The sequence below is a fragment of the Streptomyces brevispora genome (assembly GCF_007829885.1).
Taxonomy (GTDB): domain Bacteria; phylum Actinomycetota; class Actinomycetes; order Streptomycetales; family Streptomycetaceae; genus Streptomyces; species Streptomyces brevispora.
The window spans coordinates 354,200-380,056 of the sequence record NZ_VIWW01000001.1 but is presented as its reverse complement, the minus strand read 5'-3'; the positions used below and the strand labels follow the sequence as shown (position 1 = coordinate 380,056).

The following is a 25,857-nucleotide window of genomic DNA, read 5'->3' as shown; positions in this document are numbered from 1 at the left end:
TACAGGTTCTCTTGCGCCGGGTCCTGGCTCGGTCGTTCCGTGCGGTTCACCCGGACATGGGCCGGGGGCGCGGCGGTCTCCAGGAACGCCACCCGAGCAGATCGGCGATCAGCGCGGCCGCGTACCGGGGCAGCGAGGACGGCGGCGGCGCACACACCCGTACCTCCGCGCCGAGGGCCCGCAACCGCACCGCGAGCGCCGGCAGCGGTCCGCCGTCTCCGCGCGGCCCATCGGCCGACAACAGCACACGCACTTCGTGACTCACCCATTTCCGCAAGATTCTGGCCTCGGCCGATGATTCTGCGCCATGACCCGGGTCTTGCCGCAAGCCCCCCCGTGCGCTATAAGTTAAAAGTGGCAAGGAGTGGGTTCGTGATGTTCCGACCCTCCGGCCGGAGCCCGGCGCACCGGGGCTGACCGCCACGATACGGGGCCTGCAGTCGGCCCCCTCCCGTCCGGCCTCATGGCCCGCCGGATGACCGGCAAGCGGATCACTCACCGCACGGCGTCCGTGTACCCAGAACCTGGCATCAGACCTTCATCGGCAGCGAGAGTGAGACGTTGGTGTCTCAAATGGGTTAATCTTGTCTCATGACTCTCGATCGTGAGCAGGTGCTGCGCAGCGCCGCCGCCCTGCTGACCCGTAAATCGACCGCCACCATGGACGAGGTCGCCAAGGCCGCGGGCATCGGCCGCGCCACCCTGCACCGGCACTTCGCCGGGCGGGACGCCCTGGTCCGGGCGCTGGAGAACCTGGGAATCCAGGAGTTCGAAGCGGCGCTCGACGTCGCCGAGCTCGATCAGGGCACCTCGCAGGAGGCGTTGCGCCGCTTCGTCGCCGCCGTCGAACCGAGCGCCGGGCTTCTCGCCTTCCTCGTGTCCGAGAACCAACTCTTCGAGGGCGACGACCTGAACGACGGCTGGGACCGGCTGGACGCCCGGGTCGCCGCCTTCTTCCGGCGCGGCCAGGAGCGCGGCGAATTCCGCATCGACCTGCCCCCGGCCTGGCTGACCGAGGCCCTCTACGGGCTCATCGGCTCCGGCGCGTGGGCCGTCCAGGTGGGCCGGGTGGCCGCACAGGACTTCCAGTACATGATCGTCGAGTTGCTGCTCGGCGGCGCACGCCGGAGCGTGGAGCAATGAGCAGCGTGGAACAGCACCCGGAGCCTCCGACCGAGTTGCGCCGGCCCGGGCGGTGGGTCGCGCTGGCCGTGCTCGTACTCGCGGTGCTGCTGGTCGCCGTCGACGCGACCGTGCTCGGCCTGGCGACCCCGTTCCTCAGCGAGGACCTGGAGCCCACCGGCACCCAGCTGCTCTGGATCGGTGACGTCTACTCCTTCGTCATCGCCGGACTCCTCGTCTCCATGGGCAGCCTCGGTGACCGCATCGGCCGCAAGAAGCTGCTGCTCTGCGGAGCCACCGCCTTCGGTGCGGTCTCGGTGCTCAACGCCTACGCGTCGTCGCCGGAGATGATGATCCTGGCGCGCGCCCTGCTCGGTGTCGCGGGCGCCACTCTGATGCCGTCCACGCTCGCCCTGATCCGCAACCTCTTCCACGACGCGCGCGAGCGGAGCCTCGCCATCGGCATCTGGGGGGCGATGGCCTCGGCCGGTGCGGCGGTCGGCCCCGTCGTCGGCGGATTCCTCCTGGAGCACTTCTGGTGGGGCTCGGTCTTCCTGATCAACCTGCCGGTCATGGCCGTGCTCGTCGTGGTCGGCATCAAGCTGATCCCCGAGTCGAAGAACCCCGCGCCCGGACCGTGGGACATGGTCAGCGTGGGGCTCTCGCTCGTCGGCATGATCGGAGTCGTGTACGCCATCAAGGAGCTGGCGGCAAACGGCGGCAGCTGGCCGGTCGCCCTCGCGGGCGTCGGGGGAGTGGGCGCGCTCGTCTGGTTCGTACGCAGGCAGTTCCGGCTCCCCGCGCCGCTGCTGGACATGCGGCTCTTCCACCACCGGGGTTTCTCCGGCGCCGTGCTCGCCGATCTGCTGACCATCCTCGGCCTGTCCGGCCTGGTCTTCTTCCTCTCCCAGTTCCTGCAACTGGTCCAGGGACGCGGACCGCTGGAGGCGGGACTCGCCGAACTGCCCGCGGCCATCGGAGCGGTCACCGCGGGTCTGCTGGCCGGAGCCGCCGCCCGCCGCTTCTCGGTATGGTCCGTGGTGACCGGGGGCCTCGCGGCGATCGGCCTGGCGCTGGCCGCGGTCGCCGCGATCCACAAGGACACCGCCTATCCACTGATCGGCGCGCTCCTCCTGGTCGTGGGCGTGGGCGCGGGTCTCGCCTTCACGGTGACCTCCGACGTGATCCTCTCCAGCGTCCCGAAGGAGCACGCGGGCTCCGCGTCCGCGGTCTCCGAGACGGCGTACGAGCTCGGTGCCGCCCTCGGCATCGCCCTGCTCGGCTCCATCGTCACCGGGGTCTACCAGGACTTCGCCACCCCGCCGGGGGTCCCGGCTCCCACCTCGTCGGCCGCCCACGAATCACTGGGCGGCGCCGTCGAAGCGGCCAAGACGCTCACGGAGCAACAGGGGACCGCCCTGGTCTCCGCGGCGCAGGACGCGTTCCTCGAGGGGCTGCGGCTCGCCGCGGGCGTCGGCGCGGCCGTCCTGCTGGCGACCGCGGTCGCTGCCTGGTTCCTGCTGCGCGGCCAGGAACTGGAGGAAGGCATCGTGCACGCATGAGGGCCGTCCCGTAACCCGAGCCGGGCACGCGGCCGCGGAAACGGCACCCCGCGGCCGTTCGCGTCTGGGCACAACACCGACCCAAGCGATAGAACTCTTGCCATGCCGAGCTTCGAGATCACACCGATAGGCACGGTCCGCAACGACCGGACCGACGTCCAGCACACGGACAACTGGGGTGCCGTCCGCAGCACGATCACCGTCGACGAGCGTTTCGGCGAGATGTGCCTGCAGGGCCTGGAGGGCTTCTCCCACGTGGAGGTTCTCTTCGTCTTCGACCGGTTCCCGGAACACGACGACCACCGCGAGCCCCGCCCCTACCGCGGCCGCTCCGACCTCCCGCCCGTCGGCGTCTTCGCCGGCCGTGGCCCCCGCAGGCCGAACCGCATCGGGGTGACGTGCTGCGCCATCGAGTCCGTCCACGGACGCGAACTCACGGTGGTGGGCCTCGACGCGGTCTCGGGCACCCCGGTCATTGACCTGAAGCCGACGATGGCGGAGTTCCGCCCGGTGGACATCAAGCAGCCCGAATGGGTCGGCGACGTGATGTCGGATTACTTCCGGCCGTGAACCGTCCCTCTGAGCCGGACGGGTGGAACTGACATGTGGAAGGGCCCGTACCCCCAACCGGGGTACGGGCCCTTCCACATGTCCGCGACGCGGAGTCCCGCGTCGGCTCAAGCGGCCTTGGCTTTCGTCGCATACATGTCGACATACTCCTGACCGGACAGCCGCATCACCTCGGCCATCACGGAGTCCGTCACCGCCCGCAGCACATAGCGGTCGCGGTCCATGCCCTCGTAGCGCGAGAACTCCATCGGCTCACCGAAGCGGACCGTGACCTTCCCCGGCCGGGGCACACCCGAGCCGCCCGGCTGGAGCTTGTCCGTGCCGATCATCGCGAACGGCACGACCGGCGCACCGGTCATCAGGGTCAGCCGCGCGATGCCCGTACGGCCCCGGTAGAGGCGGCCGTCGGGGGAGCGGGTGCCCTCCGGGTAGATCGCGAAGGCCTTGCCCTGCTCCAGCACCCGGCGGCCCGTCATCAGCGCCGCGACACCACCGCGGCCGCCGTCCCGGTCCACCGGGATCATGCCGACACCCGTGAAGAACCAGGCCATCAGACGGCCCTTGAGGCCCTTGCCCGTGACGTACTCGTCCTTGCCGATGAAGAACACCGGACGGTCGCAGCAGATCGGCATGATCATCGAGTCGATGAACGTGAGGTGGTTTCCCGCGAGGATCACCGGCCCGGATCCCGGAATGTTCTCGATGCCCTCCATCCGCGGCCGGAACATCAGGCGCAGGATCGGTCCGAGCACTGCCTTGATGAGTGCGAGTCGGGACAACGGTTCCTCCGGTGTAGTGGCCGGGCCGGCCGAGCGACGGATTGAGCGGTACATGCAGGTGAGGACGATACTCGCGGGTTCTGGATGATCGCACATCGGGTTCATCCGGTGGATACGCAGTGTTGACACGTGTTTGCGTCATGTTGCCCCAGGTGCCGCCGTCCGGACCACCGCGCTGCCTACGCTCGGGCCTCGCTCGGCAGGTGCCGGACATCACATGCGAGGAGCATTCATGACAGAGCGCACGCAGGCCACTCCCGGACGACGGACCGTCATGGGCGTGGGAGCCGCGGTACTCGGTACCGCGGCCATCGGCCTCTCCGGGACGGCACGGGCCGCCGGGAACACCGAGGAACGGTCCGGTGGCCAAGGCGGCGGCCCCGGCCACCGCCTCGACCTGCCGGTGCCGACCGTCATCGGACACCGGGGCACCAGCGGTTACCGCCCCGAGCACACCCTCGGCTCGTACCAGCTGGCCCTCGACATGGGCGCGCACATCATCGAGCAGGACCTGGTGCCGACCAGGGACGGCCACCTCGTCTGCCGTCACGAGAACGACATCACCGCCACCACCGATGTCTCCGCCCACCCCGAATTCGCAAGCCGCAGGACCACGAAGACGGTTGACGGCGTCCCCCTCACCGGCTGGTTCACCGAGGACTTCACCCTCGCCGAACTGAAGACGCTGCGCGCCACCGAGCGCATCCCGGGCAACCGCCAGAGGAACACGCTCTACGACGGCCGCTGGGAGATCCCCACCTTCGAGGAAGTCCTGCGCTGGGCCGACCGGGAGGGCCGCAGGCGCGGAAAGCCCGTCTGGCTGTACGTCGAGACCAAGCACCCCACCTACTTCCGCGGCCTCGGCCTCGGCCTGGAGGAGCGGCTCGTCACACTGCTGCGCCGCTACGACCGCCACCGCGCCCAGTCGCCGCTCATCCTCCAGTCCTTCGAACCCAGCAGCATCCAGCGGCTGTCGAAGCTCGTCGCCACCCCGCGCGTCGTCCTGCTCTCCGGCGCCGGCACCCGGCCCTGGGACTTCACGGCGACCGGAGACACCCGCACCACCGACGATCTGGTGAAGCCCGCGGGCCTGAAGTGGATGGCCTCCTTCGCCCAGGGCATCGGCCCCACCCTGGACCTGATCATCCCCAAGGACGGCTCCGGCAGGCTCACCGCGCCCACCACCCTGGTGCGCGACGCGCACGCCCAGGGGCTGATCCTGCACCCGTACACGATGCGCAACGAGAACACCTTCCTGCCCGCCGACTTCCGGCGCGGCAGCGACCCCAACGCGTACGGCGACGCGTTCGGCGCCTTCGCCGCGTACTTCGCGACGGGCATCGACGGGATCTTCTCCGACAACGCGGACACGGCGCTGCTCGCGGCGGCGGACTTCACGGGCAGGTAGCGGGCCCGCCCCGGCCGACGGGCGGGCCGGGCCGTCAGCACCCGGCCGGGGCGTGCCCCGGTCGGGTGGTGCTTGCCCGGTTCGGCAACCAGCTGCCACCGAAGGGCGTCGGGTGGATCCATGACGCTTCTCGATCTTTCCTCGGCACTGCCCCTGCCGGCCCCCGCGGCCGTCGTCCGGGCCCTGTATCCGCTGGTCAGCGCCGAGGCCGGGGCCGAGGCGGCTGCCGTGGCCACCGGCGCCGCCGTCGACCCCGCCGATCTCGAACAGGCCGTCTGGCTACGTCTGCTGGAGCGGCTGCCGGAGCACGGACCGCCGAAGGACGCCGCCCGCTGGGTGCGCGACACCGTACGGGGCGAGGCCCGCCGGGCCCGCCGCACCGCCCGGCACGAACGGCCCTACCGCGACGAGACCGCCCCCGATCCGGCCGGCTGCCCGGAGCGGGCGTTCGCCGGCGCCGACGAACGCCGGGTGCTGCGCGCGGCGGTGGACCGGCTGCCCGCCCGCTGCGCACGCCTGCTGACCGCGATGCTCGCGCCGAGCGATCCCACCTACCGGGAGATCGCAGGGGAGTTGGGTATGTCACAGGGGAGTTTGGGTCCGATCCGTTCCCGATGCCTTGGATGTCTGCGCAGAATGCTGGCGGCGGAGGTTGTAGCTCCTGAACTGCGGGGAAAGGAGCGGTAGACAACCGGCGGATCAGGTGAGCGGGAGGCATGCGCGGATGGGCATGAGCGTGATCATCTCTGCGGCGGGCACACAGGACGCCGAACAGATCTTGAAACTCCAGTACCTCTGTTTTCAGAGCGAAGCGGAGCTGTACAGCAACTACCGGATCGACCCGCTCGTCCAGACCCTCGACTCCGTGCGCGCCGAAATCGCCACGAACCTGGTGTTCGTGGCGCGGCTCGGAGAGGAAGTCGTCGGTTCGGTACGGGGATCGGCGGATCAGGACGGCACCGGGGAGATCGGGCGGCTCTGCGTCCACCCCAGGCTCCAGGGACACGGCCTCGGAGCCCGGCTGCTGCGGGCGGCGGAGTCCGGACTCGCCGACCAGCGGTCGGCCGTCCGATTCCGGCTGCACACCGGACACCTCAGTGAGAGCAACCTGCGGCTCTACCGCCGGGCGGGCTACGCCCCCGTGGGCAACACCACCGGCCAGGACGGCGTCCGGATGATCCTGCTGGAGAAGGAGGCCTCCGCCGCCGCGTACGTGACGAGCGCGTAGGGCAGGTGACGAGGAGACGTCCGCAGGGCCTACGCGGTCCTCGCGCGGCGCAGCCAGATCATCCCGGTGACCGGCAGGATCACCGGGATGAACAGGTAGTCCCTGCCGAAGTCCGACCAGACGGTGGCGTCCGCGAACGCCGACGGGTCGGCCAGCGTCCACGTACCCACGATCAGCACCCCGGCGAGCTCGGCGGCGCAGCACACCAGCGCGGTCCTGCGCGCCCTCTCGCCGCCGCGCACCAGCGAATAGGTGATGAAGCCGTAGACGAGCGCGGCGACGGCCGACAGCACATAGGCGAGTGGGGCCTTGCCGAAGTCCAGGATCATCTGCACGATCGAACGGGAGGCCGCCGCCACGGTGAACACGCCGTAGAACCAGACCAGTACCCGGCCCGGACCGGTACCGAGGTCGAACGGCTGCTTCCGGCCGGTGGCCGCCGCAGGGGTGCGCTCGGTGTCGGTCACGGTCAGTTTCCCCAGATGTCGTAGAGCCGCACTTCGAGTACGGCCAGCACCACCGCGCCCGCCGCCACCGTCACCGAACCCCACCGGGTCCGCTCGCTCAGCGACAGGAAGCCCGCCGCGGGTACGGCGAGGAAGGCCCCGATCAGATACGCGATGAAGATGGTCATGCCCTGCTCCGGCCGCTCGCCGCGGGCCATCTGCACGATCCCCACCACCAGCTGGGCCAGCGCGAGCACCGAGACCACGGCCATCCCGATGAAGTGCCAGTCCTTGGTCGGCTGGTCCCGGTAGGCGGCGAATCCGCACCAGGCGGCGAGGGCCAGGGCGGCCACGCCGACCGCGATCGTCAGGGCGTCAAGCATGAGCCGAGGGTATTACGGACCGGGAGGCCCGCCGCGTGCGCCCCCGTACCCAGGTGCCGACGACCGGTGAACCGGAAGCCCCACGCCGACGCCCTGCCGCACGGTGACCGTGGCCTTGGCCACAGCCCGGGACCGGCCGGGGCCGGGGACCGATGGCGCCGACGAGCGCCAACCCGCCATATCGCCGCAGGTCACAGCGGTGTGGCCGGAAATCTCCGTGGTTGGCGGGCCGAGGCCGGGACACCATCCACGGCCGTCCACTATTCGGACAACCGGTTCGAGCGGAACGTTACGTCTGTTTTACTTGGGCCATGACCACGACGAGCAGCCGCACCCTTGCGACCGAGGCGATCACGACGCCCGGTGCTCGTTGTATGTGTCGAATGCGCGCCTTCTGAGGGCCCCAGCCTGAGCCTCGCGCCCCGAAGCGAGACCGAGCCCGAGCCGTCCGCACCCAGCGGAACGAGCCTGCCCCGGCACGCCGCCCCGCGGTCACCACCGCGCCGGGCCGTGCCCAGAACCCCGCTCGAAACGTCCGATCGACGTCCGAAAAGTCTCACCGGACGAATGCCCCGTGCCCGGCGGACACCGCGCCGCGCACTCGACAGTGACGGAAACCCCTGTGATCACCACTACGGGCCTCACGAAGGTCTACCAGTCGCGCGACCGTGATGTCGCTGCTCTGGACGGCGTCGACCTGCATGTCCGCGAGGGTGAGGTTTACGGCGTCATCGGACAGAGCGGTGCCGGAAAGTCGTCCCTGATCCGCTGCGTCAACCTGCTGGAGCGCCCCACCGCGGGCACCGTGACCGTGGCCGGCCAGGACCTCACGGCCCTCGCGGGCCGGGGCCGCCGGGCCGGCAGGGAACTGCGCGAGGCGCGCAGCCGCATCGGCATGGTCTTCCAGCACTTCAACCTGCTGGCCTCCCGCACCGTGCGGGACAACGTCGAGCTCCCGCTGGAGATCCTCGGCGTCGCCGGCCGCGAACGGACCCGCAAGGCCCTCGAACTCCTCGACCTGGTCGGCCTCGCCGACAAGGCCAAGGCGTACCCGGGCCAGCTCTCCGGCGGCCAGAAGCAGCGCGTCGGAATCGCCCGCGCACTCGCCGGCGACCCCAAGGTGCTGCTCTCCGACGAGGCGACCTCGGCGCTGGATCCCGAGACCACCCGCTCCATCCTCCAGCTGCTGCGCGACCTCAACCAGCAGCTCGGCCTCACCGTCCTGCTCATCACGCACGAGATGGACGTCGTCAAAACGGTCTGCGACTCCGCCGCGCTGATGCGCAAGGGCCGCATCGTCGAGTCCGGCACCGTGGGCGAACTGCTCGCCACCCCCGGCTCCGAACTCGCCCACGAACTGTTCCCGGTCGGCGGCACCGCCTCCGGCCCCGACCGCACGGTCGTCGACGTCACCTTCCACGGCGAGGCCGCCGGCCGGCCGGTGATCTCGCAGCTCTCCCGTACGTACAACATCGACATCTCGATCCTCGGCGCCGCGATGGACACCGTCGGCGGCAAACAGATCGGCCGCATGCGCATCGAGCTGCCCGGCCGGTTCGAGGAGAACGTCGTGCCCATCGGCTTCCTGCGCGAGCAGGGCCTGCAGGCCGAACTCGTCGAGGACGCGGACGACACGGACGCCGCCCCCGTCGCCGCACCGCTCACCAAGGAGGTGGCGAAGTGACCTGGTCCGAAATGCAGCCGCTGCTGACACAGGGCACCGTCGACACCCTCTACATGGTGCTGTGGTCCGCGGTCGTCACCGTCCTGGTCGGACTGCCGCTCGGTGTCCTGCTCGTCCTCACCGACAAGGGCGGGCTGCTGCAGAACACCCCGGTGAACAAGGTCATCGGCGTGATCGTGAACATCGGCCGCTCCCTGCCGTTCATCATCCTGCTGATTGCCCTGATCCCCTTCACCACCTGGGTCGTCGGCACCTTCATCGGCCCGACCGCGATGATCGTGCCGCTCGCCGTAGGCGCCATCCCGTTCTTCGCCCGGCTCGTCGAGACGGCTGTCCGCGAGGTCGACCACGGGCTCGTCGAGGCCGTCCAGTCCATGGGCGGATCCGTTCCGACGATCGTCCGCAAGGTCCTGTTGCCGCAGGCGCTGCCGTCCCTCGTCTCCGGCATCACCACCACCGTCATCGTGCTCATCGGCTACTCCGCGATGGCCGGCGCGGTCGGCGGCGAAGGGCTCGGCTCCAAGGCCGTCACCTACGGATTCCAGCGCTTCGACAACCAGTTCATGCTCATCACCGTCGCGCTGCTGATCGTCATCGTGACCGTGATCCAGCTGATCGGCGACGGAGCCGTCCGCCTGCTGGCCCGCCGGGGCCGCACCACCTCCTGAGACTTCTCCTCCCCAAGAGCCCGCACTCCTTGTCCGGGCGCACCACCATCACCATCCGAAAGAGGCACTCTTCGTGCGCAAGAACATCAAGATCACCGCGGCTGCCGCCGCCACCGCCGCTCTCGCCTTCGGCCTCACCGCCTGCGGTACGGACTCCGACCCGGCGTCCAAGAGCGACACCGGCGCCAAGGCCGACACCTCCAAGGCCCTCGTCGTCGCCGCGTCCCCGACGCCGCACGCCGACATCCTGAACTTCGTCAAGGAGAACCTGGCGGAGAAGGCCGGCCTCAAGCTGGAGGTCAAGGAGTTCACGGACTACGTCCTGCCGAACACCGCCACCGAGACCGGCCAGGTCGACGTCAACTTCTTCCAGCACCAGCCCTACCTCGACGACTTCAACACGAAGAAAAACACCCACCTGGTCTCCGTCGGCACCGTGCACCTGGAGCCCCTCGGCCTCTACTCCAAGAAGGTCAAGGACCTGGGCGACATCAAGTCCGGCCAGACCATCGCCGTACCGAACGACACCACCAACGAGGGCCGGGCACTCCAGCTGCTCGCGGCGAACGGCCTGATCACCCTCAAGGACGGCGTCGGCACCAGCGCCAAGCTGAGCGACATCACCGACAAGAAGGGCCTGAAGTTCAAGGAGCTGGAGGCGGCCACCGTCCCCCGCGCCCTGAACGACGTCGACGCCGCCGTCATCAACGGCAACTACGCCATCGAGGCCAAGCTCAAGCCCTCAACGGACGCCCTGGCGCTCGAAAAGGCCGACGACAACCCGTACGCCAACATCCTCGCCGTGAAGAAGGGCAACGAGCAGGACGCCCGCGTCCAGAAGCTCGTGAAGCTCCTCCACTCCGACGAAGTCAAGAAGTTCATCGAGGACAGCTACCAGGGCTCGGTCATTCCGGCCTTCGGTTCCGCCGCCAAGTCCTGACCCCCGCGCGGCACTTGTCCGACGAGCCCCGCACACCCCACCCGGGTGCGCGGGGCTCCGTCGTGCGGACCCGCCCATGCACAAGGCCCGCCCCATGCTGCATGCTGTGCCTTTACACGGTCTTCGGCATGGAGCTGCGCATGACTTCCACCTTTCCGGACATCTCCATCAGCACGGATCGGTTGGTGCTGCGCCCCTTCGACATGGCGGACGTACCCGCGTACATCGAGATGATGAACGACGAACTCGTCACCGCCTGGACCGAGGCACCCCACCCCTACACCCAGGTCGACGCGGAACGCTGGGTCCGCAGGATCGCTCCCGCACAGCGCACCAAGGGCGACGGCATCGTCTTCGCCGTCACCGAGTTCCTCACCCAGCGACTCGTCGGCTCGGTCCGGCTGCACAACACCGACTGGCGCACCCTGGCCACCGAGGCCGCCTACATCACCGCGCCCTGGGCGCGCGGCGAGGGTTACGCCACCGAGTCCATGCTGGCCCTCGCCCAGTGGCTCTTCCGCGACCAGGGCTTCGAGCGGATAGAACTGCGCACCGCCGCAGACAACACCTCCTCCCAGCAGGTCGCCCAGAAACTCGGCTGCATCAGTGAGGGAATCCTGCGCAACGCCCGCATAGCCCGCTCACAGACCGAGGACGGAGGCTGGGCCGACATCAGGACCGATCTGATCGTCTGGGGCCTGCTTCCCGAGGACCTCGAGGGAGTCGCCGAGCAGCTCGCCGACGCCGGTGGATACGGTACGTACAACGACTGGAACTGACCCATTCCCGGCTCGCCGCCGCACCGGCACGGACCAGGTGATTCCGCCCTGCCCGCCCCCCCGGGCGACCAGCCCCGCCTGCAACGACTCCAGGAGACTGACGACAGATGGCCGACCGGGTCACAGTGATCGGCTGGGACGGCTCACCACTGACCAGAGCTGCCACCGCCGCGCTCTCGGCCGCCACGCTCGTCGCCGGAGCCGCCCACCACCTCGCACTGCCCGAAGTACCGCACGACGCGGAACGCATCCGGCTCGGCTCCATCGACCTGGCCGCCCGGCGGATCGCCGGCCACCGCGGCAGCGTCGTGGTCCTCGCCGACGGCGACCCGGGATTCTTCGGAGTCGTACGCAGCCTGCGCGCCCCCGAACACGGCCTGGAAGTCGAAGTGGTGCCCGCGGTCTCCGCCGTCGCCACCGCCTTCGCCCGCGCCGGAATGCCGTGGGAGGACGCCCAGACCGTCGTCGCCCACCCCCGCACCCTGCGCCGCGCGGTGAACGTCTGCCGCGCCCACCACAAGGTCGCCGTCCTCACCTCGCCGGGCGCCGGCCCCGCCGAACTCGCCCTGCTGCTCGAGGGCGTGCACCGCACGTTCGTCATCTGCGAGGAACTGGGCACCGCCCGCGAACAGGTCACCGTCGTCACCTCCGAGAGGGCCGCCGACCACGTCTGGCGCGACCCCAACGTCGTCATCGTCATCGGCGGCGGCCCCGAACGACAGGCCACCGGAGCGTGGATCGCGGGCCGCCACCCCGCCTACCCCCAGGGCGTACGCGGCTGGGCGCTGCCCGCCGCCGCCTACCGGGGAGACGGCCCGGACCCCGTGACGGAGAGCGGCGAGGGCGAGTCCCCGGGGCTGCGCGCCGCCCAACTCGCCCACCTCGGGCCCCGGACCGGCGACCTGGTCTGGGACATCGGCTCCGGCAGCGGCGCCCTGGCCGTGGAGGCGGCCCGGTTCGGCGCGGCGGTCCTGGCCGTGGACAGCGACCCGGACGCCTGCGCCCGCACCGCGGCGGCGGCCCGCGCCTTCGGGGTCCAGCTCCAGGTGGTCGAGGGCCGCGCACCGCATGTACTGGAACGGCTGCCCGAGCCCGATGTCGTACGGATCGGCGGCGGTGGCGTGCCCGTCGTCACCGCCGTCGCCGACCGCAGGCCGGAGCGGATCGTGACCCATGCCTCGACCCGCGACGAGGCCGAGGCACTGGGCGCCGCCCTCGCCGAGAACGGATACACGGTCGCCTGCTCGCTCCTGCAGTCCGTCGAACTCGACACGTCCGCATGGTCGGAGCGCGAACGCTCGGTCGTCTTTCTGCTTTCCGCACTGCGTTCGGACCTCGCCCCCTGACCCTGCCGGCATACGGCGGGAGGTAGGCTGGCCGATCGTTGCACCGCGCTCGGATCATCGTCGCTTCGTTCGTCAATGTCCGGAAAAGGGGACCGTTTTGGTCCTCGTTGTGGTACGGCATGACCGGGGGACGCGCAACGTGGCGCAGTCCACAGCGAGCCGTGGCGAAATGAGCTGCCGCGGCGGCGAACGACCGCGAGAATGCAGTATGTCCGCGACCGTTTCGTGCCGCGCGGCGCGCCCGCTCGTTCCACTGGACGAGCGCCTGTGTGCCGTGTTCGGGCGTCCCGGGCGAAGGGCCGAAGGAGCACTGACGATGGGCGAGGGGTACGCATGAGTGACACCGGCCAGGTCCCGGGCGAGGGACTGCCGGAGAACGCAGGCATGGTGGAGCAGCCGGGCATCCCCGCCCCGGATGCCTACACCTTCCTCGATCCCTCCGAGCAGGCGTCCGAGGACGACGACCTTCTGCTGATGCCCAGCCCCCAGGGTGCCTGGAGCGAGCCGCACGTCGCCCTGCCCGAGCAGGGCGGGTACCAACCACGGCCCTCCGCGCAGCACCAGGCCCGGCTGCAGGGCGAGAACCGGCCGCAGACTCAGGGCCCGGTACAGCTCCAGGAGCCGGTCCAGGTTCAGGTCCAGGTTCCGGAGTACGCCATGCAGGCCCCCTCGGAGCCGCTGCCGGGGACCGGCCAGGGGACCCATGAGTCCGGTGGCCGCGACTCGGGCGCCGTTGACCTCAGCGGCGTTCGCATCCCGTCGCCCGTCCCCGCCCCGGCGCAGGCCCAGGTGCCGGTGGCGCAGACCCAGGCGAGCGTGCGCAGGCCGCTGCACCGCGGCCCCGCCTCGCCCGATTCGGGCCCGGCGTACGGCGGTACGTCGGGCGGTGGCGTGGTCCGCTCGCTCGCCGACCGGGGGCCCGCGGGCGTGCCGCAGGCCCAGACCCGGGTGCAGGCCCCTGTCGCGGCGCCCGCCCCCGCACGGCACGCGGGACCGGTCACCGCCGAACCCGAGTACTTCGAGATGACGGCCGAGGAATCGGCCGCGCTGCCGGGCCCGCAGCTCGGTGGGATCCCGCCGCAGAACGTGAACATGTGGGCGGCCCAGGCGCCGCAGCAGGCCGCCGCGCCGGTCGCCGTGGAAGCGGAACCGGAACCGGAACCGGCGGCGGTGGAAGTGCCGTCAGCAGAAACGGTCGTCCCTGAGGCGGCTGCCGCTGATCCCGTGGCGGCGGCGCAAACGGCAGAGCCCGTAGAGCCCGCGGAACCCGTAGAGCCCGCAGAACCCGTAGAGCCCGCAGTGGTCGCGCAGCCCGTCGAACCCGTACCGGTCGTGGCCGAGGAGCCGGCTCCCGTGCCGGTGGCGACCGAGGTCCAGGCGGAGCTTCCGGCCGGCGCCCCGTCGGAGACGGCTTCGGTGCCCGCACCGGCGCCCGCGCCCGCACCCGCACAGACATCGGCACCGGTTGAGGCCGCCGTTGACGTTGAAGCGGCGCCGGTGGACGCGGCACCCGTCGCGGAGCCGTCGGTGGACGCTGCCCCCGTCGACGCGCTGCCCGTGGAGCCTGTGCCGGACGGCGCGTCCCTGGGCCGGTTCGTGCCGGTGCAGGGGTCACTGCCGACCGCCCCGCACCTGGCCCCGACGCCCGTCGTCGAGCAGCCGGTGCAGCCCGAGGCGGTCGTGGAGGCCGCGCCCGCGCCCGTGGCCCAGGCGATCGTCGTGGAGCCCGTGGAGCCCGTGGAGCCCGTGGCGGTCGAGGTGACAGAGCCGGCAGAGGCGGCAGAGATCATCACGGCGGCCGCTCCGGAGCCCGTGGCTGAGCCGGAGCCGGAGACGGGCCCTGAGGTCATCGAGACCCCGGACCTCACGCACGGCACCGAAACCGCTCCGGCGCAGACGCCGGAGGCCGAGCAGGCCGCCGAACCGGCTGAGCCGGTCGTGCCGCAGGACGCCCCGGCGCCCGTACAGCCGGAGGCCGTGAACGGCGCTCCGGCCGCGGACACCCCCGTCGCAACACCTGAAACGCTCGAAGCCTCCGAAGGCCTCGAAGGCCTCGAAGCCCCCGAAGCCTCCGAAGGCCTCGAAGGCCTCGAAGCCGAGGCCGAAGCTCCCGAGGCCGAAGCTCCCGCGGCCGAGGCGCCGGAGTCCGAAGAGGCGCCCGTCACCTCGCCGCCCGCACCCGGTTACGACGACGTCGAGCGCGAAGCCGTACTGCGCGTCATGCGGGAACGCCGCGACATCCGCAACGGCTTCCGCAGCGACCCGATCCCGCACGAGGTCCTGCTGCGCGTTCTGGAAGCGGCCCACACCGCGCCCAGTGTCGGGCACTCGCAGCCCTGGGACTTCGTCGTCATCCGTTCCGCGGAGACCCGCCGTTCCATGCACGAACTGGCGCAGCGCCAGCGCGACGCGTATGCCAAGTCGCTCCCCAAGGCCCGGGCGAAGCAGTTCAAGGAACTGAAGATCGAGGCGATCCTCGACACCCCGGTCAACATCGTCATCACCGCCGACCCCACCCGTGGCGGCCGCCACACCCTGGGCCGGCACACCCAGCCGCAGATGGCCCCGTACTCCTCGGCGCTCGCCGTCGAGAACCTGTGGCTCGCCGCCCGGGCCGAGGGGCTCGGCGTCGGCTGGGTCAGCTTCTTCGACGAGCGCGAGATGGTCCGTTCCCTCGGCCTGCCCGAGCACCTCGAAGTCGTCGCGTACCTCTGCGTCGGTTACGTCGACGAGTTCCCGGAGGAGCCCGAGCTGATGCAGGCGGGCTGGTCCAAGCGCCGGCCGCTGTCGTGGGTCGTCCACGAGGAGACGTACGGCCGCCGGGCCCTGCCCGGCGAGGAGCCGCACGACCTGCTGCAGGAGACCATCTCCAGCATCCGGCCGCTGGACGCCAAGGCGCTCGGCGAGGCCTGGGAACGCCAGAAGAGGATGACCAAGCCGGCCGGTGCGCTCGGGATGCTGGAGATCATCTCGGCGCAGCTGTCCGGGCTCTCCCGGATGTGCCCGCCTCCGATCCCGGAGCCCGCGGCCGTCGCGATCTTCGCGGGCGACCACGGGGTGCACGCCCAGGGCGTCACGGCCTGGCCCCAGGAGGTGACCGGCCAGATGGTCGCCAACTTCCTCGGCGGCGGCGCGGTCTGCAACGCCTTCGCGGCCCAGGTCGGCGCCGAGGTGTGCGTGGTCGACGTCGGTGTGGCCTCGGAGCTGCCCGCGACGGCCGGCCTGCTGCCCCGCAAGGTGCGCGCCGGGACGGCCGACTTCACGACCGGCCCCGCCCTCACCCGCGAGGAGGTCCTCGCGGCGATCGAGGTCGGCATCGAGACGGCCCGCGATCTGGTCGCGGCGGGCAACAAGGGCCTGCTCACCGGTGAGATGGGCATCGCCAACACCACCGCGTCGGCCGCCCTGATCTGTGTGTACACCGGGATGGACGCGGCAGAGGTGACCGGCCGTGGTACCGGCATCAACGACGAGATGCACGCCCGCAAGGTCGACGTGGTCCGCCGTGCGCTCGCCCTGCACCAGCCGGACCCGGCCGATCCGATCGGCGTGCTCGCGGCCGTCGGAGGCCTGGAGCACGCCGCGATGGCCGGGTTCCTCCTCGGCGGGGCCTCGCTCCGTACGCCGGTCATCCTCGACGGCGTCAGCGCGGGCGCCGCGGCCCTGGTCGCACGCGCCATCGCACCGGAAGCGCTGGCAGCCTGCATCGCGGGCCACCGCAGTGCCGAGCCCGGCCACGTCGCCGCGCTCAACAAGCTGGGCCTGCGACCGCTGGTCGACCTCGACCTCCGCCTCGGCGAGGGCACCGGCGCCCTGCTGGCCCTGCCGATCGTGCAGAGCGCGGCCCGCGCGATGCACGAGGTGGCGACGTTCGACTCGGCTGGCGTCACGGAGAAGTAGTACAGGGGCCGCTGGGCCCGGGAGCTCCGCCCCGGACCCCTCCTCCTCCCGCCTCACCGGCATTCGAGGAGCGGGGTCCGGGGCGGATCCCCGGTTACGAGGGAGAGGCGGGGAGGGGGCAAAGCCCGCCGCAGTCGCGCCTCACCCCGCCCCTCCACACCCCGCCCCTCCACACAGGGCCCACCCCGCCCCGCACCCCGTATCGTGGGCTCCCATCCGCCCCGCCCCGCATACCCGCACGTCACAGCCGCTCCACCGCCGCAGCGGCCCGCACCCCGCACCGCACGAGGAGCCCGCACCGCCATGGCCGAGCACGCCGTTCACCCCGCGTACCCCGTCGGACTGCGCCTGAGCGGGCGCCGCGTAGTCGTCGTCGGCGGCGGCCAGGTCGCGCAGCGCCGCCTCCCCGCCCTCATCGCGGCCGGTGCGGACATCGTTCTCGTGTCGCCGTCCGCCACCCCCTCCGTCGAGGCGATGGCCAACGCGGGCGAGATCCGCTGGGAGCGCCGGGCGTACGCCGACGGGGACCTGGCGGACACCTGGTACGCCCTCATCGCGTCCGACGACACCGCTGCCAACGACGCCGCCTCCGCCGAGGCCGAGCGCACCCGCACCTGGTGCGTCCGCAGCGACAACGCGGACGCCGCCACCGCCTGGACCCCCGCCACCGGCCGCAGCGAGGGCGTCACCGTCGCCGTGCTCACCACCGACGCGCACGGCCGCGACCCGCGCCACTCCGCCGCCGTCCGCGACGCCATCGTCGAAGGCCTGCGCGACGGCACCCTCGCCGCGCCCCACCACCGCACCCGGACACCCGGTGTCGCCCTGGTCGGCGGCGGCCCCGGCGACCCCGACCTGATCACCGTCCGCGGCCGCCGCCTCCTCGCCGAGGCCGACGTCGTCATCGCGGACCGGCTCGGCCCGCGCGACCTGCTGGACGAACTCCCGCCGCACGTCGAGGTGATCGACGCCGCCAAGATCCCGTACGGCCGCTACATGGCCCAGGAAGCGATCAACAACGCGCTGATCGAGCACGCGAAGGCCGGCAAGGCCGTCGTGCGACTCAAGGGCGGCGACCCGTTCGTCTTCGGGCGCGGCATGGAAGAGGCCCAGGCGCTCGCCGCCGAGGGCATCCCCTGCACCGTCGTCCCCGGCATCTCCAGCTCCATCTCGGTGCCGGGCGCGGCCGGTATCCCGGTCACCCACCGCGGAGTCGCCCACGAGTTCACCGTGGTCAGCGGCCACCTCGCCCCCGATGACGAGCGCTCGCTGGTCGACTGGGCGGCCCTCGCCCAGCTGCGCGGCACCCTGGTTCTCCTGATGGCCGTCGACAAGATCGGCGCCATCGCCCGTACGCTCATGGCCCACGGCAGATCCCCCGAGACCCCGGTCGCGCTGGTCCAGGAAGGGACCACGGCCGCCCAGCGCCGCGTCGACGCGACGCTCGCGACGGTCGCCGAGCGCGCCGTGGCCGAGGAGGTGCGCCCGCCGGCGGTCATCGTCATCGGTGACGTCGTCGCGGTCGGCCCGGCCACCGAGGGACACTCCGCCGAGTAACCATCGGTAACGGAACTTTCTCCAGACCGTTGGCACCACACACCGGACAAGGCAGTATCAACCTGTGGCTGATCTCATCACCGTCGACGACCCCGACGACCCCCGACTGCGCGACTACACCGGCCTGACCGATGTCGAGCTCCGACGCAGACGCGAGCCCGCCGAGGGCCTCTTCATCGCCGAGGGCGAGAAGGTGATCAGACGCGCCAGGCAGGCCGGGTACGAGATGCGGTCCATGCTGCTCTCGGCGAAGTGGGTCGACCTGATGCGCGACGTCATCGACGAGGTCCCGGCCCCCGTGTACGCGGTCAGCCCGGAGCTCGCCGAGCGTGTCACCGGCTACCACGTGCACCGCGGTGCCCTCGCCTCCATGCAGCGCAAACCGCTGCCGACCGCCGACGAACTGCTGCGCACCACACGGCGCGTGGTCGTCATGGAAGCCGTCAACGACCACACGAACATCGGGGCGATCTTCCGCAGCGCCGCCGCCCTCGGCATGGACGCCGTCCTGCTCTCCCCGGACTGCGCCGACCCGCTCTACCGACGCTCCGTCAAGGTCTCGATGGGTGCGGTCTTCTCCGTCCCCTACGCCCGCCTCGACACCTGGCCCAAGGCCCTCGAAACCGTACGGGAAGCCGGCTTCAAGCTGCTCGCCCTGACGCCCGACGAGAAGGCCAGCAGCATCGAGGAGGCAGCGCCGCACCGGATGGACCAGGTGGCCCTGATGCTCGGCGCCGAGGGCGACGGACTGTCCACCCAGGCGCTCGTGGCCGCCGACGAATGGGTACGCATCCCGATGGCCCACGGCGTCGACTCGCTGAACGTGGGCGCGGCCGCGGCGGTCGCCTTCTACGCGGTGGCCACCGGCCGCCCGGAGAGCTAGGGCCCGGCGGCTACTGCTGCTGGCTCGGGCTGTGACTCCGGCTTTGGCTCTGGCCCGCGCCGAGGCCGCGTGCCGGTCCCTGGCAGCCCTGGGCCGCCGCGATGCCCAGCGCCACCAGCAGCGTCACCACGACGAAGACGACGAGCCGCTGCCGCAGCAGCCGGGGATTGGCGGGACGCCGCCCGGTCGAGGTCGTACGCGGCCCGGGACGGGTACGAGGCCTGCCGTTCGTCCCGTTCGTACCCTGCGGCCGCCTCCCGGAACGCGTCGTGTTGCGCGGCTGCCTCTCCTGGCGCGAACCCCCGGTGCGGGGCGAAGCGGGACGCGGCGGCGCGGTCTGCCGGTTCTGCGGACGTGACACCGGGGCGGGACCGGCCGAACGGCGGGTCTGCTGCTCGGTGTACGGGCCGTCGAGACGGCTGGTCGGCCGGTCCGCCTCGTGCGCGGAGCGCTGGGCCGGCGGCCGGCTCTCGTGCAGCCCCTGCGCCTCCCGCGCCGCGATCTCCTTGAGCCGCATGGAGAGTTGCAGCGTGCTCGGCCGTTCCTCCGGGTCCTTCGCCAGACAGGCGCTCACCAGTGGAGCGAGTGCGTCGTGCACGTCGTGCAACTGCGGCTCCTCGTGCACCACGCGGTAGAGCATCACCTCGGAACTGCCGTGCCCGAAAGGCGAATCGGCCATCGCCGCGTACGCCAGCGTGGCGCCGAGCGAGAAGACGTCCGTCGCGGGCGTCACCGCCGCACCCCGCACCTGCTCGGGTGCGAGGAACCCCGGCGAACCCACCGCCGTACCGACGTGCGTGAGGGTGGACGCGCCGGTCGCCCAGGCGATCCCGAAGTCGATGATCCGCGGGCCCTTGGGGGAGAGGAGGATGTTCGACGGCTTCAGATCACGGTGGACGACACCCGCCTCGTGCACCGCCACCAGACCCTCGGACAGCGCCGCCCCGATCGAGGCCACCTCGGCGGCCGACAGCGGACCCTCCTCGGCCACCTTGTCGTGCAGCGAGGGCCCCGGTACGTACTGCGTGGCGAACCACGGGCGGTCCGCGTCCAGATCGGCGGCCACCAGCCGGGCCGTGCAGCCGCCGCGGATCCGCCGGGCGGCGGACACCTCACGGGCGAACCGCGAGCGGAACTCCTGATCCTCCGCCAGGTCCGGGCGGATCACCTTCAGCGCCACCCGCTGGCCACGCCGGTCCGAACCCAGGTAGACGACACCCATGCCGCCCGCCCCGAGCCGTCGGTGCAGCCTGAACGAACCGACGACACGCGGGTCCTCGCGCCGGAGCCGCATCATCGCCATGTCTGCCCATCCCCGCTGCCTGGTCCGCCTTACGAGGCACAGCTTACGTACCCGCCGCCCGGGGCGCTCAGAGGCCGCGCCCTCGTCGGCGAATCGATTGTCAGTGCCGGGCGGGAAACGTGAGGAGTGGTCAGGGAGCCGCGCATCCGCACTCCTCGGCCCGCGAGAGATCTCAATGGTCCGTCGCTGAAGGGGGATTGGATCAGCGAAGGGCGATCGAACCGAGGAAGTCATGGTCGTCGGGGACGCGGCCCGTGTCTACGAAGTGGTGGCCTCCGGAGCAGGCCGCCGGGTGGAGACAGCGGTCCGCCGAGGGGTGGCCGAAGTGAGTGAAGTCACCCTTCGCTCACAGCCCCGAAGGCAGGGGAGGTGCCCTCTTCGGATCAGGGGTGAGCACCACCCGGTCATGGCGGCCGGGGTGATCGCCTCGACCAGGGTGTTCGCGCTCGTCGGACAACCAATACCCAGGGAGGATGCCTCCGAGCGTGTACTCGGGGATGACCCCAAGGTCCGGTAGACCCATCTCCACCCAGGGGAGTACGCCGACTACCCACGGCTCATCCTCCGGGAGGCCCGGCATTCGGTACGCGGGCATGACGCCGCCCGTCCCCCGCATCCCTAATGTTGAAGTCATGCGGCGGGCGTCGCACTCGTCCCCCGAGGCCAAGCGCCCGCCGCTCCACATCAGGTCAGGAGAGGAACCATGGCGGACACGGCAACGCGGACCATGATCCGCACGCGGGGACGCAAGGCCTACGCCTCGTTCGGCAGCCGCCCGTCGTCCGGCAAGCGCCACCCGCTGGTGGCGACAGCCATGGTTCTTCCTCTGGCGGCCCTGCTCGTGGTCGCCTTCGGCGGCTGGGAAGCAGTGGTCACACAGGCGTCGTCCGTGGGCGTGATGCTGGGGCGCTGAGCGGCGCCCCGGGTCCGGAAGAGCGGTTCGGACCGGGACATCCGGCCAACAACCCCGTGGGGACGGGGGTGCGGCGGACGGCAGCGTTTGTCCGGTCAGCTGGGGAGCTGACCGGACATCGCGCTTTCCGGAGTCCTCGGAGCGACCGGCGGGCGGCCCTTGTACGCTCCTCGGCGGGTGCGGCGTCGGCCGGGCCCGCAGATCCTGCGCCACCGGGGGAGACCGTGACCACCGCAGTCGTACGCGCGCTGGGCGCCCTCGCCCACGAAGCGGCCCACGCGCCCGCCCCGGCCGGCTGCGACTGCCCGCCGCCGGCCGTGCTCGCGGACCGGGCGGACGGCACCGTGGTCCGCTCCGGCTCCGTCGTCGCCAAGGCCCACGCCCCCGGCACGGACACCGACGCCCTGGCCGTACGCCTCTGGCTGGCGGCCCGCCCCGACCTGGCGGGCGTCCTGCTCGAGCCGTTGCCGGTACAGCCCCCGGCGGCCCCGGTGACGGCCCCCGCGCACCTCGTCGCCCCGTCGCCGTACCTCACCGAGCTCCATGGCCGCCCGGTCACGCTGTGGCCCCACGGGGAGCCCGTGAATCCGGGTGACCCGGACGCGGCCCCGTGGGAGGAGGCCGCCGTGCTCCTGGCGCGCCTCCACCGCACCGAACTCCCGACCGCCGCGCTCCCGGCCGCGGGACCGCTCGTGCCCCAGGCAGCGGAACCGCTCCTGTCCCCGGCCGGGCGACCGCTCGTGCCCCAGGCAGCGGAACCGCTCCTGTCCCCGGCCGGGCAACCACTCGTGCTCCCGGTGATGCGGGGGCCCGCGAAGGCGGCTATCGCCGTGGACCGGATGTGTACGGCACGCCCCGGGGACCCGTCCGTCGAGCCCGTCCTCGCGGCCTGGCAGCGGCTGCCCGCCTGGGCCCGTGACGCGGCCCCCGCACCCGCGCACCGCTCGCGTTTCCTCTGCCACGGTGATCTGCACCTGGGCCAGCTCGTCCGGCACCCCGCCCCGCACGGCCGCTGGCTGCTGATCGACATCGACGACGCGGGCCTCGGCGACGCCGCCTGGGATCTGGCCCGGCCCGCGGCCTGGTACGCGGCCGGACTGCTTCCCCCCGACGTCTGGTTCCGCTTCGTGGACGCCTACCGGGCCGTCGGCGGCCCCGCGCTGCCCGCCGAGGGCGACCCCTGGCCCGAGTTGGACGTCGCCGCGCGCACCCTGACCGTACAGACCGCGGCACTGGCCCTCGCCAAGTCCGCGGCGGAGGGGAGGAATCCGGATGAGGTGGAACAGATGATGATCGAGGCCTGCGCCCGAATCGCGTCTCTCCCAACCGAGTTGGCCGCCGAGCACGCGTCGTAGGGTGAACCGACCGTCGGCGGGCACGCATTCCGGCGACGGCCAACCGACGGCGAGGAGTGAGCCCGAACATGCAGTGCCCCAAGTGCCACGCACAGATGCACACGTACAACCGCAACGGCATTCAGATCGAGCAGTGCAGCGGCTGCCGGGGGATATTCCTGGACTACGGCGAGCTGGAGTCCCTGACCCGCATCGAATCGCAGTGGACGCAGCAGGCCCCGCCTCCGCCGCCCGCCCCTCAGCAGGCCTACCCGGCCGCCCAAGCACCCGCCTGGGGTGCCCCGCAGCAGCAGCACCACGGCGGTCACCACGGCCACTACCGGCAGAAGAGCTTCGGCCGGATGCTCTTCTCGTCCTGACCCGGCTCGCCCCGCGCCGCGGACCGGACGGCACATGCCCGGTCCGCTGCACGGACGCGTGCGGCAACGACGAAACCCCGGTCGTCGAGACGACCGGGGCTTCGGACTGTGCGCGATACTGGGATTGAACCAGTGACCTCTTCCGTGTCAGGGAAGCGCTCTCCCGCTGAGCTAATCGCGCAGGGTGACCCTGCGTGTACTGCGTGCGCGATACTGGGATTGAACCAGTGACCTCTTCCGTGTCAGGGAAGCGCTCTCCCGCTGAGCTAATCGCGCGGGGGTCCTTGCGGACCGGTGGACGATACTGGGATTGAACCAGTGACCCCTTCCGTGTCAGGGAAGTGCTCTCCCGCTGAGCTAATCGTCCTTGGAGGTGGAGACGGGATTTGAACCCGTGTAGACGGCTTTGCAGGCCGTTGCCTCGCCTCTCGGCCACTCCACCAGGGGTGGGGGTTCGGGAAGATCCCCCACCTTCTGCGAGCGGACGACCAGGTTCGAACTGGCGACCTCAACCTTGGCAAGGTTGCGCTCTACCAACTGAGCTACGTCCGCTTGTCGGTTCCGGTTCACTTGCGCGTCCCGGCGACGTGATGAACTCTAGCGGATTCCGGGGCCAGTACAAAAACGCGTTTGCGCAGCGTGCTGAGGTGCGCTCGCCCCGGCGCGGGTCACCGTGGGCCGTCCTAGACTCACCGGCGTGTACGACCTTGCTCCCATGGCCCGCTTCGGCGGCCTCGTCGCCTCCGATCTGCAGGATGTGACCAGTGATCCCGCGGCCCTCGACTCGTCCGGATTCTGGGCTGTATGTGCCGATTTCGAGGGCAGGCTCGTCTGCGCCCGCTTCGCCACCGTGCGCACCGCGGCCGTGCCCGCCCCGGTGCGGGGTGCCTGGCGCGGGCCCGCCGCCGGTGACTGGAGTTCGTCCCTCGACCGCGACGCCTACACCGCGGGAGTGCGTCGCATCCGTGAGTACATCGCGGCGGGCGAGGTCTACCAGGCCAACCTCTGCCGGGTGATGACCGCCCGGCTGCCCGATCCGGCCGCCGCGGACGTGGACGCCCTCACCTCACTGCTGGCGCGCGGCAATCCCGCCCCGTACGCAGGAACGATTCGGCTGCCCGCGCACGGTGTGGAGATCGCGACCGCGTCGCCCGAGCTGTTCCTCCGCAGGGACGGCCGCACGATCGAGTCCGGGCCGATCAAGGGCACCGGCCGCACCGAGGACGATCTGCTGGAGAAGGACCACGCCGAGAACGTCATGATCGTCGACCTGGTCCGCAACGACCTGGGACGGGTCTGTGCCACCGGATCGGTCGGCGTCCCCGATCTCTGTGTGGTCGAGAAGCACCCGGGCCTCGTCCACCTCGTCTCCACGGTGCGCGGCCTGCTGGCCGAGGGGACCGGCTGGCCGGAGCTCCTCGCCGCCGCCTTTCCGCCCGGTTCGGTCACGGGCGCCCCGAAATCCAGCGCGCTGAGGATCATCGGGGAACTGGAGACCGCCCCGCGCGGCCCGTACTGCGGCGGCATCGGCTGGGTGGACGCCGACCGGGCCACCGCCTCGCTCGCCGTGGGTATCCGCACCTTCTGGATCGACCGTGCCGGGCCCGCCCCCGTCCTGCGCTTCGGCACCGGCGCCGGCATCACCTGGGGGTCGGATCCGGAACGCGAATGGGACGAGACCGAACTCAAGGCGTCCAGGCTGCTCGCGGTAGCGTCGGGCGCATACGAAACAACCGGAAGGACCGCACCATGAGGATCTGGGTCAACGGCGAACTGCGGGCCGCCGATGACGCCCGGGTGTCCGTGCTCGACCACGGGCTCACCGTCGGCGACGGCATCTTCGAGACGGTCAGGACCACCGACGGCAGGCCCTTCGCGCTCACCCGGCATCTCGACCGGCTTGCCCGCTCCGCCCGGGGCCTCGGTCTGCCGGAGCCCGACCGGGACGAGGTTCGCCGGGCCTGCGCCGCCGTCATCGAGGCCAACCCGGCCACCCTCGGCCGGCTGCGGATCACCTACACCGGAGGCATCTCACCGCTCGGGTCCGACCGCGGCAACGCCGGCCCCGGCCTGGTCGTCGCCCTCGGGGAGGTGAAGCGCCGCCCGGACAGCACGGCGGTCATCACCGTCCCCTGGACGCGCAACGAACGCGGCGCGCTCGCGGGGCTCAAGACGACCTCGTACGCGGAGAACGTCGTCGCGCTCGCCCGCGCCCACGAGCGGGGTGCCACCGAGGCGCTCTTCGCGAACACCGTCGGACAGCTCTGCGAGGGCACCGGGTCCAATGTCTTCGTCGTCCTCGACGGGCAGTTGCACACCCCGCCGGTCGCCTCCGGCTGCCTGGCCGGGATCACCCGCGCGCTGGCGGTGGAGTGGACCGGGGCGCAGGAGACCGACTTGCCGTTCGACGTCCTGGAGCGGGCCGAGGAGATCTTCCTGACCTCCACCCTCCGCGACATCCAGGCCGTCCACCGGGTCGACGGCAGGGAACTGCCCGGCGGCCCCGGTCCGGTGACCGCCAAGGCCATGCGCGTCTTCGACGAGCGGGCCGGCGACGACCTGGACCCGTAGGGCCGGATCGCCGGGTCACGCCGGTACGCCGGGCCGTCCGCCGAGTACGGGGGATGCCGGAAAAGCGGATGACGGCTCCCCGTAAGGGGGATAGAAATCCC

The 25,857-nt window shown here is 71.4% G+C and carries 25 protein-coding genes and 5 tRNA genes; 20 read left to right on the top strand and 10 right to left on the bottom strand.

What is annotated here, in order from left to right; translation table 11 throughout:
• Nucleotides 1–46: 46 nt before the first annotated feature.
• The gene (locus tag FHX80_RS01780; RefSeq protein ID WP_145762479.1) at nucleotides 47–265 is read right to left on the bottom strand and encodes a hypothetical protein; all 219 of its coding nucleotides are present in this window, start codon (nucleotides 263–265) and stop codon (nucleotides 47–49) included.
• Nucleotides 266–591: 326 nt separating this feature from the next.
• Here FHX80_RS01780 and FHX80_RS01775 point away from each other — a divergent pair, with 326 nt between their 5' ends.
• The 3 genes from FHX80_RS01775 (at nucleotide 592) to FHX80_RS01765 (ending at nucleotide 3,254) form a co-directional block, all read left to right on the top strand.
• Nucleotides 592–1,143 carry a TetR/AcrR family transcriptional regulator gene (locus FHX80_RS01775; protein WP_145762478.1) on the top strand — a complete coding sequence of 184 codons (552 nt, stop codon included), beginning with the start codon at nucleotides 592–594 and terminating at the stop codon, nucleotides 1,141–1,143.
• Nucleotides 1,140–2,684, top strand: coding sequence for an MFS transporter (locus tag FHX80_RS01770; RefSeq protein ID WP_145762477.1), 1,545 nt, complete (start codon nucleotides 1,140–1,142; stop codon nucleotides 2,682–2,684). The genes FHX80_RS01775 and FHX80_RS01770 overlap by 4 nt, the downstream gene beginning before the upstream one ends.
• 102 nt (nucleotides 2,685–2,786) lie before the next feature.
• Complete coding sequence (locus FHX80_RS01765; protein WP_145762476.1) at nucleotides 2,787–3,254, top strand: SAM-dependent methyltransferase; 468 nt, start codon at nucleotides 2,787–2,789, stop codon at nucleotides 3,252–3,254.
• 107 nt (nucleotides 3,255–3,361) lie between these two features.
• Here the strand turns inward: FHX80_RS01765 and FHX80_RS01760 are convergent, their stop codons facing one another.
• Complete coding sequence (locus FHX80_RS01760) at nucleotides 3,362–4,033, bottom strand: lysophospholipid acyltransferase family protein (RefSeq protein ID WP_145762475.1); 672 nt, start codon at nucleotides 4,031–4,033, stop codon at nucleotides 3,362–3,364.
• A 232-nt stretch (nucleotides 4,034–4,265) separates the two neighbouring features.
• Here FHX80_RS01760 and FHX80_RS01755 point away from each other — a divergent pair, with 232 nt between their 5' ends.
• The 3 genes from FHX80_RS01755 (at nucleotide 4,266) to FHX80_RS01745 (ending at nucleotide 6,669) form a co-directional block, all read left to right on the top strand.
• Entirely contained in the window at nucleotides 4,266–5,441 is a 1,176-nt protein-coding gene (locus FHX80_RS01755) for a glycerophosphodiester phosphodiesterase (RefSeq protein WP_145762474.1), read from the top strand.
• 120 nt (nucleotides 5,442–5,561) lie between these two features.
• The gene (locus FHX80_RS01750; RefSeq protein WP_145762473.1) at nucleotides 5,562–6,128 is read left to right on the top strand and encodes a sigma-70 family RNA polymerase sigma factor; all 567 of its coding nucleotides are present in this window, start codon (nucleotides 5,562–5,564) and stop codon (nucleotides 6,126–6,128) included.
• A 37-nt stretch (nucleotides 6,129–6,165) separates the two neighbouring features.
• Nucleotides 6,166–6,669 (top strand): GNAT family N-acetyltransferase, encoded by a 504-nt coding sequence (locus FHX80_RS01745; protein WP_145762472.1) that lies wholly within the window; start codon nucleotides 6,166–6,168, stop codon nucleotides 6,667–6,669.
• A gap of 29 nt (nucleotides 6,670–6,698) precedes the next feature.
• Here the strand turns inward: FHX80_RS01745 and FHX80_RS01740 are convergent, their stop codons facing one another.
• Nucleotides 6,699–7,136, bottom strand: a complete 438-nt coding sequence (locus FHX80_RS01740; RefSeq protein ID WP_145762471.1) for a hypothetical protein — start codon at nucleotides 7,134–7,136, stop codon at nucleotides 6,699–6,701.
• A 2-nt stretch (nucleotides 7,137–7,138) separates the two neighbouring features.
• Nucleotides 7,139–7,498 (bottom strand): hypothetical protein, encoded by a 360-nt coding sequence (locus FHX80_RS01735; protein WP_145762470.1) that lies wholly within the window; start codon nucleotides 7,496–7,498, stop codon nucleotides 7,139–7,141.
• A gap of 622 nt (nucleotides 7,499–8,120) precedes the next feature.
• On the opposite strand from FHX80_RS01735, the gene FHX80_RS01730 reads away from it, so the two are divergent.
• The 8 genes from FHX80_RS01730 (at nucleotide 8,121) to FHX80_RS01695 (ending at nucleotide 19,255) form a co-directional block, all read left to right on the top strand.
• Complete coding sequence (locus FHX80_RS01730) at nucleotides 8,121–9,182, top strand: methionine ABC transporter ATP-binding protein (RefSeq protein ID WP_167523346.1); 1,062 nt, start codon at nucleotides 8,121–8,123, stop codon at nucleotides 9,180–9,182.
• Entirely contained in the window at nucleotides 9,179–9,850 is a 672-nt protein-coding gene (locus FHX80_RS01725; protein ID WP_145762468.1) for a methionine ABC transporter permease, read from the top strand. The genes FHX80_RS01730 and FHX80_RS01725 overlap by 4 nt, the downstream gene beginning before the upstream one ends.
• A gap of 73 nt (nucleotides 9,851–9,923) precedes the next feature.
• A complete protein-coding gene (locus FHX80_RS01720) occupies nucleotides 9,924–10,790 on the top strand; it encodes a MetQ/NlpA family ABC transporter substrate-binding protein (RefSeq protein WP_145762467.1) in 867 nt (288 codons plus the stop codon).
• A 101-nt stretch (nucleotides 10,791–10,891) separates the two neighbouring features.
• Nucleotides 10,892–11,569: a GNAT family N-acetyltransferase gene (locus FHX80_RS01715; RefSeq protein ID WP_145762466.1), complete on the top strand. Its 678-nt coding sequence runs from the start codon at nucleotides 10,892–10,894 to the stop codon at nucleotides 11,567–11,569.
• A 107-nt stretch (nucleotides 11,570–11,676) separates the two neighbouring features.
• Complete coding sequence (gene cbiE, locus FHX80_RS01710; RefSeq protein ID WP_145762465.1) at nucleotides 11,677–12,915, top strand: precorrin-6y C5,15-methyltransferase (decarboxylating) subunit CbiE; 1,239 nt, start codon at nucleotides 11,677–11,679, stop codon at nucleotides 12,913–12,915.
• Between the two features lie 333 nt (nucleotides 12,916–13,248).
• A complete protein-coding gene (gene cobT / locus FHX80_RS01705; protein WP_145762464.1) occupies nucleotides 13,249–16,815 on the top strand; it encodes a nicotinate-nucleotide--dimethylbenzimidazole phosphoribosyltransferase in 3,567 nt (1,188 codons plus the stop codon).
• 303 nt (nucleotides 16,816–17,118) lie between these two features.
• Entirely contained in the window at nucleotides 17,119–18,372 is a 1,254-nt protein-coding gene (gene cobA / locus FHX80_RS01700) for a uroporphyrinogen-III C-methyltransferase (RefSeq protein ID WP_145762463.1), read from the top strand.
• A 64-nt stretch (nucleotides 18,373–18,436) separates the two neighbouring features.
• Nucleotides 18,437–19,255, top strand: coding sequence for a TrmH family RNA methyltransferase (locus FHX80_RS01695; protein WP_145762462.1), 819 nt, complete (start codon nucleotides 18,437–18,439; stop codon nucleotides 19,253–19,255).
• Nucleotides 19,256–19,265: 10 nt separating this feature from the next.
• Here the strand turns inward: FHX80_RS01695 and FHX80_RS01690 are convergent, their stop codons facing one another.
• Nucleotides 19,266–20,558 carry a serine/threonine-protein kinase gene (locus FHX80_RS01690; RefSeq protein ID WP_145762461.1) on the bottom strand — a complete coding sequence of 431 codons (1,293 nt, stop codon included), beginning with the start codon at nucleotides 20,556–20,558 and terminating at the stop codon, nucleotides 19,266–19,268.
• Nucleotides 20,559–20,790: 232 nt separating this feature from the next.
• Between FHX80_RS01690 and FHX80_RS35370 the strand changes: the two genes are divergently transcribed.
• The 4 genes from FHX80_RS35370 (at nucleotide 20,791) to FHX80_RS01670 (ending at nucleotide 23,185) form a co-directional block, all read left to right on the top strand.
• Nucleotides 20,791–21,075 (top strand): hypothetical protein, encoded by a 285-nt coding sequence (locus FHX80_RS35370; RefSeq protein WP_145762460.1) that lies wholly within the window; start codon nucleotides 20,791–20,793, stop codon nucleotides 21,073–21,075.
• Nucleotides 21,076–21,261: 186 nt separating this feature from the next.
• A complete protein-coding gene (locus tag FHX80_RS01680) occupies nucleotides 21,262–21,471 on the top strand; it encodes a hypothetical protein (RefSeq protein ID WP_145762459.1) in 210 nt (69 codons plus the stop codon).
• Between the two features lie 224 nt (nucleotides 21,472–21,695).
• The gene (locus FHX80_RS01675) at nucleotides 21,696–22,826 is read left to right on the top strand and encodes a phosphotransferase (protein ID WP_145762458.1); all 1,131 of its coding nucleotides are present in this window, start codon (nucleotides 21,696–21,698) and stop codon (nucleotides 22,824–22,826) included.
• A 68-nt stretch (nucleotides 22,827–22,894) separates the two neighbouring features.
• Entirely contained in the window at nucleotides 22,895–23,185 is a 291-nt protein-coding gene (locus FHX80_RS01670; RefSeq protein ID WP_145762457.1) for a TFIIB-type zinc ribbon-containing protein, read from the top strand.
• Nucleotides 23,186–23,294: 109 nt separating this feature from the next.
• Here FHX80_RS01670 and FHX80_RS01665 read toward each other — a convergent pair.
• The 5 genes from FHX80_RS01665 to FHX80_RS01645 form a co-directional block, all read right to left on the bottom strand.
• A tRNA-Val gene (locus FHX80_RS01665) sits at nucleotides 23,295–23,366 on the bottom strand.
• A gap of 23 nt (nucleotides 23,367–23,389) precedes the next feature.
• Nucleotides 23,390–23,461, bottom strand: a tRNA-Val gene (locus tag FHX80_RS01660).
• A 19-nt stretch (nucleotides 23,462–23,480) separates the two neighbouring features.
• Nucleotides 23,481–23,552, bottom strand: a tRNA-Val gene (locus tag FHX80_RS01655).
• Between the two features lies 1 nt (nucleotide 23,553).
• Nucleotides 23,554–23,627: transfer RNA gene (locus FHX80_RS01650), tRNA-Cys, on the bottom strand.
• A 37-nt stretch (nucleotides 23,628–23,664) separates the two neighbouring features.
• Nucleotides 23,665–23,737: transfer RNA gene (locus FHX80_RS01645), tRNA-Gly, on the bottom strand.
• Nucleotides 23,738–23,900: 163 nt separating this feature from the next.
• Here FHX80_RS01645 and FHX80_RS01640 point away from each other — a divergent pair.
• Nucleotides 23,901–24,938, top strand: coding sequence for a chorismate-binding protein (locus tag FHX80_RS01640; protein ID WP_145767021.1), 1,038 nt, complete (start codon nucleotides 23,901–23,903; stop codon nucleotides 24,936–24,938).
• Nucleotides 24,935–25,756, top strand: coding sequence for an aminotransferase class IV (locus FHX80_RS01635; RefSeq protein ID WP_145762456.1), 822 nt, complete (start codon nucleotides 24,935–24,937; stop codon nucleotides 25,754–25,756). The genes FHX80_RS01640 and FHX80_RS01635 overlap by 4 nt, the downstream gene beginning before the upstream one ends.
• Nucleotides 25,757–25,857 lie beyond the last annotated feature (101 nt).